This is a genomic window from Pseudonocardia sp. Ae150A_Ps1 (assembly GCF_001932315.1).
In the GTDB taxonomy this organism is placed as follows: domain Bacteria; phylum Actinomycetota; class Actinomycetes; order Mycobacteriales; family Pseudonocardiaceae; genus Pseudonocardia.
In genome coordinates, this window is the sequence record NZ_MCIJ01000001.1 from 3,418,762 (window position 1) to 3,432,704 (window position 13,943).

At 67.9% G+C, this 13,943-nt stretch carries 17 protein-coding genes; 4 read left to right on the forward strand and 13 right to left on the reverse strand.

Going from position 1 to position 13,943, the window contains the following annotated elements:
- Position 1 precedes the first annotated feature (1 nt).
- From Ae150APs1_RS15905 to Ae150APs1_RS15915, 4 genes are all read right to left on the reverse strand, one after another.
- Entirely contained in the window at positions 2 to 337 is a 336-nt protein-coding gene (locus Ae150APs1_RS15905) for a hypothetical protein (protein WP_075298586.1), read from the reverse strand.
- Positions 338 to 340: 3 nt separating this feature from the next.
- The gene (locus tag Ae150APs1_RS31255) at positions 341 to 532 is read right to left on the reverse strand and encodes a hypothetical protein (protein WP_139316937.1); all 192 of its coding nucleotides are present in this window, start codon (positions 530 to 532) and stop codon (positions 341 to 343) included.
- A 264-nt stretch (positions 533 to 796) separates the two neighbouring features.
- Positions 797 to 1,066, reverse strand: a complete 270-nt coding sequence (locus Ae150APs1_RS15910; RefSeq protein WP_083680159.1) for a hypothetical protein — start codon at positions 1,064 to 1,066, stop codon at positions 797 to 799.
- Positions 1,063 to 1,464 carry a hypothetical protein gene (locus Ae150APs1_RS15915; protein WP_075302169.1) on the reverse strand — a complete coding sequence of 134 codons (402 nt, stop codon included), beginning with the start codon at positions 1,462 to 1,464 and terminating at the stop codon, positions 1,063 to 1,065. Before Ae150APs1_RS15915 ends, Ae150APs1_RS15910 begins: the two co-directional genes overlap by 4 nt.
- 119 nt (positions 1,465 to 1,583) lie before the next feature.
- Here Ae150APs1_RS15915 and Ae150APs1_RS15920 point away from each other — a divergent pair, with 119 nt between their 5' ends.
- The 3 genes from Ae150APs1_RS15920 (at position 1,584) to Ae150APs1_RS31260 (ending at position 5,857) form a co-directional block, all read left to right on the forward strand.
- Positions 1,584 to 2,420 (forward strand): hypothetical protein, encoded by an 837-nt coding sequence (locus Ae150APs1_RS15920; protein WP_075298589.1) that lies wholly within the window; start codon positions 1,584 to 1,586, stop codon positions 2,418 to 2,420.
- Complete coding sequence (locus tag Ae150APs1_RS15925; RefSeq protein WP_075298592.1) at positions 2,420 to 3,226, forward strand: protein phosphatase 2C domain-containing protein; 807 nt, start codon at positions 2,420 to 2,422, stop codon at positions 3,224 to 3,226. The genes Ae150APs1_RS15920 and Ae150APs1_RS15925 overlap by 1 nt, the downstream gene beginning before the upstream one ends.
- A 2,103-nt stretch (positions 3,227 to 5,329) precedes the next feature.
- Positions 5,330 to 5,857 carry a hypothetical protein gene (locus Ae150APs1_RS31260; protein WP_139316939.1) on the forward strand — a complete coding sequence of 176 codons (528 nt, stop codon included), beginning with the start codon at positions 5,330 to 5,332 and terminating at the stop codon, positions 5,855 to 5,857.
- A 1,233-nt stretch (positions 5,858 to 7,090) separates the two neighbouring features.
- Here the strand turns inward: Ae150APs1_RS31260 and Ae150APs1_RS15945 are convergent.
- On the reverse strand, positions 7,091 to 7,834 hold the full coding sequence (locus Ae150APs1_RS15945) for an alpha/beta hydrolase (RefSeq protein ID WP_170918095.1): 744 nt from the start codon (positions 7,832 to 7,834) through the stop codon (positions 7,091 to 7,093).
- Positions 7,835 to 8,042: 208 nt separating this feature from the next.
- Here Ae150APs1_RS15945 and Ae150APs1_RS15950 point away from each other — a divergent pair, with 208 nt between their 5' ends.
- Positions 8,043 to 8,573, forward strand: coding sequence for a barstar family protein (locus Ae150APs1_RS15950; RefSeq protein ID WP_010226080.1), 531 nt, complete (start codon positions 8,043 to 8,045; stop codon positions 8,571 to 8,573).
- Here Ae150APs1_RS15950 and Ae150APs1_RS15955 read toward each other — a convergent pair.
- The 8 genes from Ae150APs1_RS15955 to Ae150APs1_RS15990 all read right to left on the reverse strand — a co-directional run bounded on the left by Ae150APs1_RS15955 (position 8,570) and on the right by Ae150APs1_RS15990 (position 13,733).
- Complete coding sequence (locus tag Ae150APs1_RS15955; protein WP_010226082.1) at positions 8,570 to 8,944, reverse strand: hypothetical protein; 375 nt, start codon at positions 8,942 to 8,944, stop codon at positions 8,570 to 8,572. The two genes, Ae150APs1_RS15950 and Ae150APs1_RS15955, sit on opposite strands and share 4 nt — an antisense overlap.
- A 66-nt stretch (positions 8,945 to 9,010) precedes the next feature.
- Positions 9,011 to 9,634, reverse strand: coding sequence for a pyridoxamine 5'-phosphate oxidase family protein (locus Ae150APs1_RS15960; RefSeq protein ID WP_075298604.1), 624 nt, complete (start codon positions 9,632 to 9,634; stop codon positions 9,011 to 9,013).
- A gap of 119 nt (positions 9,635 to 9,753) precedes the next feature.
- Positions 9,754 to 10,398 (reverse strand): maleylpyruvate isomerase N-terminal domain-containing protein, encoded by a 645-nt coding sequence (locus tag Ae150APs1_RS15965; protein ID WP_075298606.1) that lies wholly within the window; start codon positions 10,396 to 10,398, stop codon positions 9,754 to 9,756.
- The gene (locus Ae150APs1_RS15970; protein ID WP_075298609.1) at positions 10,395 to 11,360 is read right to left on the reverse strand and encodes a 2-dehydropantoate 2-reductase N-terminal domain-containing protein; all 966 of its coding nucleotides are present in this window, start codon (positions 11,358 to 11,360) and stop codon (positions 10,395 to 10,397) included. The genes Ae150APs1_RS15965 and Ae150APs1_RS15970 overlap by 4 nt, the downstream gene beginning before the upstream one ends.
- Positions 11,361 to 11,374: 14 nt before the next feature.
- Positions 11,375 to 11,722, reverse strand: coding sequence for an MmcQ/YjbR family DNA-binding protein (locus Ae150APs1_RS15975; RefSeq protein ID WP_060574470.1), 348 nt, complete (start codon positions 11,720 to 11,722; stop codon positions 11,375 to 11,377).
- A 43-nt stretch (positions 11,723 to 11,765) separates the two neighbouring features.
- On the reverse strand, positions 11,766 to 12,488 hold the full coding sequence (locus tag Ae150APs1_RS15980) for an alpha/beta hydrolase (RefSeq protein WP_010226091.1): 723 nt from the start codon (positions 12,486 to 12,488) through the stop codon (positions 11,766 to 11,768).
- Between the two features lie 11 nt (positions 12,489 to 12,499).
- Entirely contained in the window at positions 12,500 to 13,312 is an 813-nt protein-coding gene (locus Ae150APs1_RS15985; RefSeq protein WP_139316941.1) for a hypothetical protein, read from the reverse strand.
- 79 nt (positions 13,313 to 13,391) lie between these two features.
- Complete coding sequence (locus Ae150APs1_RS15990) at positions 13,392 to 13,733, reverse strand: hypothetical protein (protein WP_139317624.1); 342 nt, start codon at positions 13,731 to 13,733, stop codon at positions 13,392 to 13,394.
- Positions 13,734 to 13,943: the final 210 nt, after the last annotated feature.

The following is a 13,943-nucleotide window of genomic DNA, read 5'->3' on the forward strand; positions in this document are numbered from 1 at the left end:
ATCACTTCCTCCATTCCCGGGAGACCAACTCGGCCTCCCACCGCTTCGCCGAACTGGCCATCACCCGTAGCGAGCCGTGGGCCTTCTTCGCCGACGCCGACACCTCGTCCGGGGACGCGGTCGACCAGTGCTGACCGCCGGTCTTCGCTGAGACGCCCTTGCCGGCCCGCTTGCCCTTGCCCGCGTCGGTGGTCTTCGCGGCGACCTTCTCCGCCTCGGCCAGGGCGTCCCCGACGAGCTGCAACGCCCGCCAGAACTCGCCGTAGCGGCGCAGCGCACGCCGGTTGACCTTCGGCAGCGTCCGCACCCTGTCCCGGGCCCCGAGGTTGATCGCCATCGCTCAGACCCCCTTACGGATCGCGAGCTGCGCCAGGCGCAAGCCCTCGGCGACACCGGCCCGCCATGCCTGCTCGGTCGGCACGGTCGGGGTCTCGGGGCGGTTCCAGCGACGCCGCTCGATCTCCAGCCGCCGCACCAGTCGACCGACACCGGTCGTGGCCCGCGGGCGGGACATGACTGCCGTGCTCGTCATCGTTTCTCCATTCCGACCAGCGAACCGGACCCGCTGATCTCGCCATCTCCGAAGCAGCCCGGGCAGACCCCGGTACCGCCACATGCCGCGCATTCGATGTCGCCGATATCGGTGCCGTAGCCGTCGCAGATGTCGCAGGCTTGGCTGCCGTTGCATTCGCTGCACACCACTGGCATTCACCCCTGGCCGGAGACACAGGTGTCCCCGTCTCGGAATTAATCGGATTGCCGGAAAGCAGTTCCGGCGGACTGGCTCGCCGCTACATCAGGCGGACGTAGCGCTGATCGAGCGGACCGCGCTGCTCTCGTTCTGACAGTCGGTCAGCTCACGCTCGGTGGACTCCAGCACCGTCCGGAGCCGGACCAGCTCGGCGCGGTCGAGGAACAACGTCACCGACCCACCGGAACCCGACACATCCACCGTCACCCTGTCCTCCTGCGGGTAGTGACGCACCGGGAACGTGGTCGAGGTCGAGGCGAACACGTGCACGCTGACCGTCACCGTCGACGACGGCAGGTAGTCGGGGCGGCTCACTGGTCACCCCCGTCGTCCTTGCCCCGGCGCATCGGAGCGGGCGCAGGGTGGGCCGGGCGCAGTCCCATCGCCTTGAACGCGATCCCCGAGACGGTGCGGCCGTCGGGGGACTCGATCGAGTACGGGTTGATCTTCGGGTCGATCAGCTGCACCCGGGCGTCCTCCGGGAATCCCTCCCCGGGGTCGGCAGTCAGGGTCACCTTGATCTCCTCACCCTTCGGCGCCCGCTGCCCCGCCTGCACCTGGAGCTTGGCGAACAGCGACACCACGAACGGGATCACGCCCTCGCGGTCAGTCACCGGCACCTCGGCGCCGTTGGCGTCCTGACGCGTCTTCGGCGCGGGCGGCTCCACCACCGTGAGCTTGTAGCCGTCCAGCACCACCGGAAGATCCCTCATCGTCTCCACCTCTCGTTGGTTGATACCACTAAACAACTTGCCCGTCGAGCTGCTCGTTCAGGGGGCTAAACCAGCTTGCGCCGGGCGCGCCTGCTTGTCAAGGGACCTAAACTGGCGGTGTGGCGGATGTTGATGACGAGTTCCATGCGCTGCGCCTGGAGCTGGACCCTGTCCGGCGCGGGCGCCGCGCAACCGACCTGCTGGCGACCTACCAGCAGCGATCGGTGGAACTCGCACGCCTGCGCAAGGCGGCGATCGAGGAAGCCCGCGATCAGCTCGGCGGCAGCTACACCGAGGTCGCCCGGGCCTTCGGGTTGACGAAGGGCAGGATCACCCAGATCCGCAGCAGCGCCCCGCCGGCCCACCGTGCGTTCTTCGGCGTCGGCCCACTGGACATCGCGCTACCCGGGCGGCGCCTGCTCGACCGCGAGGATGTCGTCATCGCCACCGAGGACGACGCCACCGGCGTGCACCTCACCGAGGAAGCCGAACGACTCGCGTTCTCCGTCGAGCGCCTGATCATCGACCCGCGCGAGGAGTGGGAACCCGAGCGCGACGCGATCGTGGTGTGTGGCCCGGCCTCGGCCCACGTGGGCAACATGCTCATGCAGCGCGACCCACTGCTGACGATGTCGCTCGGCGACGGCGCCCGCTGGGCGATCACCGACCGCGAGTCGGGGGAGCGGTTCCTGTCCCCGATGGACGACCCAGAGCCACGCCGCGCCGACGTCGCCTACCTCGCCCGCCACGCCATGCCCTCAGGGGCCGTGGTCGTCCACATCGCCGGGATTCACGCCCTCGGCTCCGTCGGGGCCGCGCACTACCTCGGCGAGCACGTCGCCGAGCTGTGGTCGGAGTTCGGCGACAGCTCGTTCAGCATGGCCGTCAGCGGCACCTTCGACGCCCTGAGCCCCACCGCGCTGGACGTCCTCGTCCCTCCGCGACGATGGCCGTAATGACCACACACGGAGCGCTCCTGCCCGGCGGCCCCGGCCCCGGACAAGACCGCTGGGCAGCGACCCCGAACGGGCTCATCGTTATGGACGGCGCGACCGCTGTCACTCCGAGCGTGCCCTCCGCCGAGCGCTATGTCGATGCCCTGCTCGACGACCTCCGGCGACGCCTGGACACCACCACAGACCTGCGGACGATCCTCGGTCACGCGATCGCGGCAGTATCCGCGGATCTCGATCTCGTGCCGGGGGAGGGGCCCTCGTCCACCGTGGCCCTGCTCCGGTGGGCCGAGGACGTCGTCGATGCCGCCGTGCTCGGGGACAGCACCATCGTGCTCGGTACCCGCGACGGGACCACGGAACGGCTCACCGACGACCGATTGGCCTCCATTGCGCCGGAGCAGCGACGCGCTTATCTGAGCCGCCTTGCGGCCGGAGCGGGGTACGACGACGAGCACCGCCGACTACTCGTAGGACTTCAGAACCACGAGCGGGACGCGCGGAACACCCCGGGCGGCTACTGGATCGCCGAGGCCGACAGCAACGCCGCGGACCATGCCGAGGTTCGCCGGTATCGCGCGGACGACGTCAGATGGGCCGTGCTCGCCACAGACGGCGCCCAGCGGGGCATCGACCATCTCGACCGACGTTGGGCCGACGTCGCCGCGATGGGCGATACCGAGCTGACGGCCCTCCTGGACGAGCTGCACCGCTGGGAAGCTGAGACCGACCCCGAGGGAAAGCAGCTCCCACGCGCCAAGCGCCACGACGACAAGACGCTCGTGACCTGGCCGCCGAACCAGCTCTGACCTGCGGAGACACGGAGCAAGAGCGCGCCGTGTCTATACTCTCCATTCGGTATCAAGTGGCCGCCTTCGGCGGCCGCGGCGTGCGGCCGCCGGCCGGTCCCCGGCCGCCGAGCAGCCCGACCCATAACGCCTAAAGCTCTTTAGTCGGACCTTACGAATCGCGGTCATCCGGTGACTATTCTGTGGAGTCACTTGCTGCCGCGGCCCGCAGGGGTGCCGTTGGCGTTGGGCTCGGTTCTAGCCCGAAGGCCTAGCAGCGGTTCCCTGGCGGGAGATCAGGGGCAGAAATTATCGAAACGGCTTCTTTCAGATCCGAAACTCCAAGAACCTGGATTCCATCAACGTTCGCTCCAGCTGCAATAGAGCAATTCTCCCGCGGCACCAGAAAATACTTTGCGCCAGCATTGCGCGCGGCTGCGACCTTGAACTCTGCCCCACTAATTGGTTTCACCGCACCTTCAGGTGTGATTACGCCGGTTCCAGACCAGTCGCGGCCTCGTATAATTGATTTTGGACTTAGGCGCTCGAAAACTCCTAGCGCAAAGATGAGGCCTGCCGACGGGCCTCCAATTCCCTTCAGAGAAATCTCTACTTGATCCGACGACCTGGGGCGAACCGAGAGAGTAACACCAACAACACCGGAACCGATTTCGGACCCCTCGCTGAGCCTAATATCTACACTCTCTGGATGCCCGGAGCGAAGTGCCTCTATCGTTACGACGTCTCCTGGGAGGCGCTGACTGAGAATTGACCGCACGCTCTCAATCGAGCCAATCTCTTGGCCGTCGATCCGGGTAATCAGATCTCCTGGCCGCAATATGCCCGCAGCCGGAGATCCATCAGTCAAGTTGTGAACGGATACGTCTTGGGGGATTCTGAGAAGTGACAGCGCTGCCGCTACCGCATCCACTTCAGAGTCTGCAAAGTCGGACGAATTTCGATTTTGCAGCTCGTCATAGCTAAGCCCGGGCGGATATACGGAGCTCCTCGGAACGAGACGATGGTCCCCATCGAACCAGAATTTGGCCGCTGTCAGGCCATTAAGGTCGTCCGTAACCGAAACGGTCGTTAAGAGTAATCGTCCCGCCGGTGGATTTGGCGCTGTCGATGGGGTTGCGATGACAGGACGTCCATCTGACTCACCAAGCACGTCGACCGTTGGACCTGCCGACTCAGACACAAGCGGCACCGGAAGTGCAGAACCTACGGCGCCCAGCGCAACTGTGGCCGCCAGAAGCACAACTATGCGCAAAGGCGCCCCACTGTCTCGCACTGAGTCTGACCCCATTCTACTTCGGCATCTTTTCCGCACAGATGGATCTCATGCTTCGGGCATATTTTCTCGTTATGACGTCCTGGGCGCAGTCCTGCACTGAACGAAAGATTCGAAGAATCGAATATCGGGGAGTCGAGATCCCTGAAATCTGGAGCGTGACAGATTCATTCGAATCGAGATCCACCTGGAACGTTTCTTCGCCACACTCTGGATGGCTTCCGAGCGTCCCGTAGGTGAATCCGTACGAACGCGAATAATCCCAGCAGTGAACAACTCGGCATGGTGCGGTGATCGAGATCGGAGCAACTCCGATGGCTAAGATAACCGTAGCGTCAACAGCTGGAGCGCCAGAAGGTGCGTACACTGCAATTCCTGCACGGGAGTGCATCTCCCAGTTCTTCAGGCTCATTGATGCGTGTTGGAATCTCGCAGACCCGCTCCCGAGCTTGGCGGTATGCGTAAAATTCCGAGATTGCGACGCGACATTTTCCAGGTCAGACCTCGAATAGTTCAACTCCTCCTGGCACGCTCCACCGTAAGCGCGGGCAAGAATCGGACTGGGAATTAATGATCTCATCCACGCCCTCACACTTGCCGTCACCCCTATACCCTATAAAGTGTATCACGCGATAGCTCTGCGCCGATAGGATATCGACACGATCAGGTGAGATATTTTGCTCCAATCCCCAGCCGTGAGGTACACCTCCCTCGTAACGTGTCCATATAGGACACCAGCCTGCACACTTCGGAGGGGTACAAAAATGAAGGAAACTTCCAACGCGCCGAGGTGGCTGAGCGTCGGGCGCGGCGTAGCCACTGCGGTAGTCATGGCTGCATTGCTCGCCCTTAGCGGGGCCGTCCTCGTCTCTCCTGCATACGCGCTGCCTCCGCCGCAGGGTGGATACGGTAGCTACTCGAAGGAGTACCAGATCAACGGTATCCCGAAGTACGGAGCCGCCGACATCATGCCAGAGCTTCAGAGAAACTTTGACGGCTACTTTACGTTCGCTGGGTGTGGCAAGAGTATCCGTGTCGGTCAGGTATGCCGACTGGCAGGCGGTACCTCTCCAGTGGAGGTCATTGCCGTCGAAGAATATGGGTTCTCACTGAAGTCGCTTCCTGGGCATCCTGAGGGCGCTGACAGGTTCATTAACTTTCAGTTCCGCACGAACGATGTTCCGGGGAATGCGACTCTTAAGTCACTCAAGGTCGATGCCTGGGGGCCTGTCAGTGGGGCCTCGCTTGCCGGCCCGCTGAATTCAGAAACGCTCGCCAACGGGGCATGGCAGACCTTCGCCAATAACATCAACAGCAAGTTCCCGAAGGAACCTGCTGGCGCGGGTGGGGCTGTTTAGGCGCTGCCGATCGCATGGTAGGTGGGTTCGTACTTGTCAATAGACTTCCGTGCGGGCCCACCTATTTGTAAGGCTAGACTCGATTCCCTGCGCTCGTCGTACCCGTAACCCTGAACCAGACTCCCCCTATGACTGAGGCAGCACATAAGAGACTAGAAACCAGAATTATGGTAATTCCGAGCACCTGAATTATGAAGGACCCGTCAGCTGCAAGGGCAACCAAGTGAAAATTGGTCGCCGCCAATGCGATCCCACCAGCTAGGCCAGAAAGTAGAAAAATGCCCATGCCCCACGTTCTGTAGCGGGTGATGAAGAATGGCAGTTCCGCAGCGGCTCCGTAGGCGATGACGGACAGAAAAAGTCCGGTTAGCGAGAAAGATGGCACGCTGCAGATTACAGCGGCCAGCGCCCCTGCAAGTAAACCAGTTCCGCCGCGTCTTGTGATAGTTAAGGCTGCGACTCCGGGGACGATCCACAGTCCAGATAAGATCGCTGGAATGACGGGGGTCGAGAATATCCACAATGCAAGCCCCATCTGGGCAGCTGCAAGGACTAGCCCTCCCGTCGCCCCGATCGCAGCTGCACGGAGCAGATCCATTCGGTAAGTGCGAGACCCTTGACTCATCGATACCTGCCTTAGAATTCTCTTTCCGAGAGCAGTATACTCTGTCTTGGTACGACGGCGTCGGTTCGGGCCTGGGAGGCTGCAGCTTCTAGCCCAGGTGAGGTGTGCGTGATCTCTATTACTCGTCCAGCATGCTCCCGGCTTGGCGACCTCTGATGAGGTTGGCTGGGGGCCGAGGGACCGAGGGCCAACGGCGCGCCCTCGCCGGGCGGGCTGGTCTCCGGGATTGTGCCGCACCGTGCCATCCCGCCGACCTCCCTCCGGGCTACCACGCGGACGGCTTACAGCAGGTCGACGGGATGGCACTGCCAGAGCAGCAGCGCTGCGACTGCGTGCAACGAACGTGCGATACGGCAGGGTCCACGAGGGTCAACAGCGGTCACTCGTAACCACCACGACCCGCAGGTCAGGCCCAGATCCAGCGACGTGCATCGGATTCCCAAGCTGAATACGCGGGTTCGATTCCCGTCATCCGCTCAGAACACGAAGGCCCAGGTCAGCGAGCAGCTCCTGGGCCTTCGTCGTCGCAGAGGACAGCCCGCGTGCCATCCCGTGCGATACGGGGCACCGCAGAGCGACCGGCGGATCTTGTGGTCGGCCGAGTCGGTCTACAGCCGTGCCACCCGCTCACGCACGATCTCCGCAATGGTCCGTGGGTGGACCAACGGCATGTCGTGTCCGCCCGGGAGCCGGTGCACCTCGATCGCGGGGCGACTGGCCACGAGATCGTCGACGCCGTGGCGCCAGGTGTCGTTCAGCTCCGCCGCTCGAGCACCCTCGGTGCCGGCCAGACTCGTCGACATGATCATAGTTATCGGGCAGGTCACGGCATCGAACCGCTGGGTCGCCGAACGCCGATGAACGTCGATCTCCCGTAGCGCGGCGACATGCTGGTCGGCTGTGAGGTCGTACTGCTCGGGCGGGCTCTCCCGGATCATGTCGTGCATGTCGGCCAGCTCGGCCTCGTCGAGGAACGGTCCGGTCATCGGGGTCCCGCCGTCGAGCAGGAACACCGCCGGGGTCTCCGCTCGCACAGCCGCCTGATCGAGAGCGAGGTCGGCGCCCAGCGAGAATCCGAGCATGATCACGGGTCCTGCGTCGGAGAGAGCGTCGGTGACCGCTGCCGTGTCGGCGGCGAAGGCTTCATAGCCGTACCGGTCGGCGGAACCGCTGTCGCCGTGTCCGCGCAGATCGAACGTCGCGAGTCGGAGGAAACGGCGGAACTCGTCGATCAGTTCACCCAGCCCGGCTCGGGTGATACTCATCCCGGGCACGAACAGGGCACGGGGCCCGTCACCCGCGATCGTCACGGGGATCGGGACGCTGCCACTCCGCACGGTGAACTCCTCCACAGGCGGCACGGTACTGGCCGGACCGGCCCGGACATCGTGGTCGCGGGTGCGTGACGACTCCGGAACCACGCGAAAGGTCGGTGGACGCCGTCCCTGGGTGGACCTGTGTGTACGAGCCGTTCCGTCACGTCGGGACGGCCGTGCGCCTGCGTCGAGAGGATCGGCGACGTGATTGCCGCCCGGCACGCACCCGGGCACCATCGTCGCGATGGTGCGCCACGTGCTGTTCGACCCGACGGCGCCGGACCACACGGCGTCGTACTCGCGTTATGACCACCAGCTGCTGATGAACTCGTTCGTCCACCGGGTGGACGACCCCGAGGTCCTCGACGCGGCCGCCCGCCGGCTGTCCGAGCTCGGCTGGGTCGTACTGCGCCTGGACGCGGGGCGCTGGACCCGCGAGGCGGATCTCTACGACGGCTTCGCCGGGATCTTCGGCCTACCGGACGGCTACGGCCGCTCCGGGCTCGACGCCCTCGCGGACGCGCTCAGCGACGTCGCCGAGTTCACCTTCGGCGGCGCCGACCCGGCCTCCACGGGGACGGCCGTCCTGATCCGGCACCACGATGTACTGGACACGTTCCGGCCGGGGCTCGCCCACGCGGTGCTCGACGCGTTCGCCCGGGAGGCACGGCTCGCCGCGCTGTACGGCCACCCAATGCTGTGCCTGGTCGAGTCGCCCGAACCGTTCGCGGACGTCGGTGCGGCCCCCGTCCTGGAGGCCCACACACCGCACTAGACGACGGGACCTGCGTCGCCCCGGACGACCCACCAGCCGACGACGGCGAACGCGGTGACCAGCGGGATCACCACCAGGACGACCGGTCCGGCCAGCACCGCGAGCACCCCGAGCACGACGACGGCGATCCCGGAACCGAGGCCGGCGCTCAGCGCGAGCACGGTCGCGGCCTGGCCACCGGGCTCACCGGCCACCCAGGACAGTGTCCTGGCGACGAGACCGACGAACACCGCCAGAACCACACAGACGACGATCGCGGGACCCGGCAGCGCGGCCCCCGCCGCGAGCGCGATCGGGATCGCGAGTGCGGTGAGGACGGCGGACAGCAGGGCGCGCACGGATCGCCGGACCGGCGGGACGGGGGTGTTCACGTGGGCCCATTATTCACACCCTGACCAGCGGTTTCGATGTAATCTGCGTGACCCTCCGGGTACGGATCAGTAGAGCCGCTCCGCGTAGGACGGTCCGTAGTACTCCTCGATCTTCTCCAGTGGCTCGTCGGGCCGGGCCAGCTGCTGGGCGATCGCGGCGACCGACGGCAGCCGGTCCTTCTCGGGCCAGGTCGCCGCCTTCCACAACTCGGAGCGCAGGAACGCCTTCGGGCAGTGCGTGAAGACCTGGTCTACGGCGACCTCGCAGGCCAGCAGGGGCCGGCGTCCCTTGACCGCGAGCTCGTCGAAGTAGGGCGCGTCCCGGACCAGCCGGGCCCGGCCGTTGATCCGCAGGGTGTCGTTGCGGCCGGGCACCAGGAGGATCAGCCCGACGTGCGGGTTCTCCAGGACGTTGCGCCAGCCGTCCACCCGGCCGTTGCCGGGCCGCTCCGGGATCGCGACGGTGCGGTCGTCGACGACGTGCACGAAGCCCGCCGGATCGCCCTTCGGCGACACGTCGCACGTGCCGTCCGCACCGGAGGTCGCGAGCAGCAGGAACCGGGACACCGCGATCCACTCGCGGTGCACGTCGAGCAGGTGGTCGCGCTCCTTGGCGATCGCCGGCGCAGTGGCCTCACCGGTGAGCTCCTGCAGTTCGGCGACGGTACGGATCTCCTGAGCAGCCGACATGCCCCGACAGTAGGCCGTCCCCCCGGGACCTGTTCACGGCGTTTCCGACGGTGATCACGGATCGGGCAGGGGCGCGGCCACATCCGGCCGGATCCCTGCCGGATCCGTGATCACCGGGTTCAGCCGAGGACCGGGGGCAGGCCCGGCTCGCGGTCCGTCGCAGCGAGGGCGAGGGCGCGGTCGTCCCAGCCGTCCAGCGCGACGGGATCGTCGACGAGCCGCGTCACCGTGTCCCGGACGACCTCGAGGCCGGACGCGGGCGGCTCCGGCGCGCCCGCCAGGTCGACGATCATGTCGAGATGGTGGACGACGACCTCCACCGCCCAGGTCCCGACGAAGTCGGACACCTCCAGGACGACGCCCTGGAACTCCAGGCGGTACTCCCGGTCCAGGTCAGCCACCAGCCGGCGCAGTCCGCGCACCGTGGTCCGGACGTGCGGGAGCTGTCCTGTCGGCCGGGCGTAGGCGGCGGCCAGCGCGCGGGCGAACCGGACGTGCGCCCACTCCGGCTGCCTCGCGCCCGGTGACGGCGCGGTCCCGTACGTGGCGAGATCGGCGTCGGCCAGCCGTTCGGTGCGGGCAGGGAAACCGGCGAGCATCTCGACCAGCCCGAGATGAAGGTGGGCGAGTACGTCCGCGACCAGCCAGCCGCGGCACCGGCTGCGGGCGTGCAACGCATCGTCGTCGAGCTGGTCGAGCAGCGCCGACAGCCCGTCGAGCGACGCGAGGAACGCGGCACGGGCCGTCGCGAGCGGGTACGTCATGCCAACACGGTGAGGAGGGTGGCACCACGCCGCGAGGCGGGAGCTTCCCCGGACGCGGCCATCTCCTCCGCCACGCGGAGCAGCTCCCCGTTCACCGGGGTCGGGACGCCGTGGGCCGCGCCGAGGGCGACGATCTCGCCGTTGAGGTACCGGGCCTCGATCGACCCGCTGCCCCGGCTCAGGCTCTGCCAGGACGACGAGCCCCGCCGGGGCCGCCCGCCGACCGCCTGCTCGGTGAGGATGCCCTCGCGGCGGACGCGGTCGTCGTCGCCGGTGCGGGCGGTGATGCCGGCGGCCGCGAGGCACGCCTCGCCCTCGGCGGTGGCGGCCGCGGTCACCCGGGCCGCGTCCGGGTCGGCGGTCCCGCAGATCGCGTCGACCGCGTTGCCGAGGTTGGTCAGGAGCTTGCCGTACTTCGCGTCCATGACCGCCGGGTCGGGGCGGGAGGCGAACCCGGCGGCGCGCAGGTCGGCGGAGAGCGCGGCGCTCGCGTCGTCGGTGCCGGCCGGGTAGGTACCGACGTCGAGCACCCCGGGGACCGGCGACGACGACGCGATCACCACGCCCGGCTCGTAGTGCTCGACCGGGAGGATGACGAGCACCGCCTGGACCCGGTCGAAGCGCTCGGCGGCGGCGCGCTCGTTCGCGACGCCGTTCTGTGCGCAGGCGATGGTGACGTCCGGCGCGACCGCGGCCAGCGACGTCAGCACCGGGCCGGTGTCCTGCGACTTCACCGCGAGCACCGCGACGTCGCCGTCCGCCCAGTCCACCTCGGTGACCGACGCGACCGCGGGGATCCGGTGGGTCCGTGACCCGTCGGGGGAGTCGAGGCGCAGGCCGCGTTCCCGGATCGCGTCGAGGTGCGCCCCGCGTGCGACGAGGACGACGTCGAGCCCGGCGCCGTCGAGCCGCGCCCCGATCGTCCCGCCGACGGCCCCTGCCCCGATCACCACGTAGCGCACGGGGTGATCCTTGCTCAGCCGTCGTGGTGCCGCACCACGGTCGCCGGGGCCTTGCGCCGCCACGCCTCCTCGACCAGCTCGGCGAGCTGCTGCGGGTCCACCCGGTCGAGGTCGACGAGGATCGCGCCGTAGCCGTCGTAGTGCGGGGTGGTGAAGAACGCCGGGTCGCCGGAGGCGAGCAACGCCTCCTTCTCCTCGAGCGAGCACATCAGGACCAGGCCGGTGTCCGGGGCGGAGTCCTCGGTGCGCAGCCGCGCGAAACCCTTGCCCCGGACCTTCAGCGACGGCGTCCGGTACCAGGTCGACTCCTCGACCTCCGGCAGCCCTGACCCGATCCGCACGACGTCGTCCCAGTTCGGCATGCGGTTCATCGTGCCGTGCCGGGGCGGCCCGGTCGTGGACGAATCAGAGCAGGTGCTTCGCGAGGAAGGTGTCGACGGCCGCCTTGCCGGCAGGGACGTGTTCCTCGGCCTTCCAGCGTTCCACCAGCTCGGCGCCGGGAGCGAGCTCGACCAGCCGGCGGGAGACCTGCTCGGGGTGGAACGGGTCGCCGCCCATCAGGACCAGCCACGGCGTCGTGAACCGGGCGAGGGCCTCGTCCGGGACGGAGTAGAGCATCCCGCCGCCCGCGTACATGTTCGAGCGGAACGCGGCCCAGTCGTCGTCGGACGCCTCGGGGTGGTCGGCCTCGATCCCGGCCCGCCACTCGTCGAACTTCTCCTCGAACATCTGCTGGTTGTCGTCCCGGCCGATCGGCTGGAGCGTGACGGCGGCGCGCACCCGCTCCGGTGCGGTGGCCAGCAGGCTCGCGATGTAGGAGCCGCCGATGCACATGCCGAGCACCGCGAACTCGTCGACGCCCAGGTGGTCGAGCAGCGCGAGCTGGTCGGCGGTGTAGGTGGACCAGCCGTCGGTGCCGTGCACCTCACCGGCCGAGCCACCGGCGTTGCGCTGGTCCATCGCGATCACGCGGTAGCGGTCGGAGAGGTGCTCGACCGGGTCCCAGGGGGCATTCCCCCAGGCGTCGATGGTCGAGCGCATCCCGCCCGGCGCGATCAGCAGGATCGGGAAGCCGGAGCCGCGCTCCTCGTGGTGCAGGGTCAGACCCGGACGCTCGAAGGTCGCCATGCCGTCCGACGTTAGGCCACCCGCGGGGGCGTCCGCTTCTCCGGACGGCGGCGCGCCAGGATCGAGGTCCCGTAGACGACCAGGACCAGCCCGAGCAGCAGCAGCCACATGAAACCGGGGCGCACGGTGTCGTCCAGGAGCGTGATCCCGACCAGTCCCGGGACGACGACCTGCACGACCATGTAGAGCGCGGTGACGGTCGCGATGTCGCCGAGCTGCAGGGCGCGGGCGTAGTTGTAGAGCCCGGTCGCCGCCATCCCGAGCAGCAGGTACACCAGCGGTTCCGCGAGCAGTCCGGAGACGCTGACGCCCTCCGAGACGTGCATCGCGCGGATGCACACCGAGCCGCCGCCGAGCCCGAGCCCGGCGAGCACCGCGGGCGGCCACGGCCTCGTCGTCCGGTTGGTCGCCAGCGTCGCCACCATGACGGCGACGAGTGCGGCCACCAGCACGGCCACCGTCGTCCCGTACCCGGTGACCGCTTCCTTCCGCTCGGTCCCGGCGCTGCCCGCGACCAGGGCGAGGCCGACGATGCTGCAGCCGATCGCGAGCCGGTGCACCGGGCGGAGCCACTCACCGCGGAACCAGCGGGCGTACAGGGCCGTCATCGCGATCGCCCCGGCCAGCGTGGCCTGGACGGCGAAGATCGGGATGAACTGCAGCGCGACGACCATGCAGAGCCAGGTCACGACGTCCATCCCGATCCCGCCGATGAAGCGGGGACGGGTCAGCACCGCGCTGGTGCGGCCGCCCCGGCGGGCGGCGTCGGCCTGGAGGATCGCCGCGACCGTGCTGCAGAGCATGGCCAGGACGGCGAACGTCATCCCGATCAGCACGGCCGCCCCCGGAGGGTCCGGGTACGGGCGGTGCCGAAGATCGTCACCGCCCGATTCTCACCTATCGCTACCGGGCGCCCGCCAGGCGGGCACCGGGAGCCGGTGCGGGACGCTGCTCGGGAAGCGCACCCGGCTGCGGGCCGGCTTCGAAGAAGCCGCTCATCAGGCCGCTGCCCGCACGCTCGCCGCGGTCCACCGCGCTCTTCCACGGGGAGTCGCCGGTGTGCGCCGCGCGGCGCTCGCGCAGCGCGGCCCGGGGACGCTCGGTGAGCACGAGCGCGAGCACCGTGATCGCGACGCCGGCGAACAGCGGTCCGCCGACCAGGAGCACCGGCCATCCGAAGGCCAGATACGCCACGACGAGTGCCACCGCCGCCATGCCGATGACCGCCCCTGCCAACCGCGTCACCACGCGCTCCCCTCGTACCGTGTCCGACCAGTGACCACCCGTGGTTCTACCACCTCGGGAGGGGTGTCCCCGGCTCACACGACGCGGCGCGGGACACACTTCGGGCCTTCGGGTGACACGAGGCCCGGGATGGGGCCGAGCCGGCGTGGGGGCTCCCGTTTCCACGCCGGCCCGGCGGTCCGAATCATCCCGTCCCGGCGGGATGCCGGG

Coding starts and splice junctions, on each gene's coding strand:
- Ae150APs1_RS15960 (WP_075298604.1), bottom strand. CDS start 9,634: ATGTCGGCTGCTCAGGAGATCCGTACCGTCGCCGAACTGCAGGAGCTC.
- Ae150APs1_RS15925 (WP_075298592.1), top strand. CDS start 2,420: ATGACCACACACGGAGCGCTCCTGCCCGGCGGCCCCGGCCCCGGACAA.
- Ae150APs1_RS15980 (WP_010226091.1), bottom strand. CDS start 12,488: ATGGCGACCTTCGAGCGTCCGGGTCTGACCCTGCACCACGAGGAGCGC.
- Ae150APs1_RS31260 (WP_139316939.1), top strand. CDS start 5,330: ATGGCTGCATTGCTCGCCCTTAGCGGGGCCGTCCTCGTCTCTCCTGCA.
- Ae150APs1_RS15985 (WP_139316941.1), bottom strand. CDS start 13,312: ATGACGTTCGCCGTCCTGGCCATGCTCTGCAGCACGGTCGCGGCGATC.
- Ae150APs1_RS15950 (WP_010226080.1), top strand. CDS start 8,043: ATGGTGCGCCACGTGCTGTTCGACCCGACGGCGCCGGACCACACGGCG.
- Ae150APs1_RS15915 (WP_075302169.1), bottom strand. CDS start 1,464: ATGAGGGATCTTCCGGTGGTGCTGGACGGCTACAAGCTCACGGTGGTG.
- Ae150APs1_RS15975 (WP_060574470.1), bottom strand. CDS start 11,722: ATGCCGAACTGGGACGACGTCGTGCGGATCGGGTCAGGGCTGCCGGAG.
- Ae150APs1_RS31255 (WP_139316937.1), bottom strand. CDS start 532: ATGACGAGCACGGCAGTCATGTCCCGCCCGCGGGCCACGACCGGTGTC.
- Ae150APs1_RS15905 (WP_075298586.1), bottom strand. CDS start 337: ATGGCGATCAACCTCGGGGCCCGGGACAGGGTGCGGACGCTGCCGAAG.
- Ae150APs1_RS15965 (WP_075298606.1), bottom strand. CDS start 10,398: ATGACGTACCCGCTCGCGACGGCCCGTGCCGCGTTCCTCGCGTCGCTC.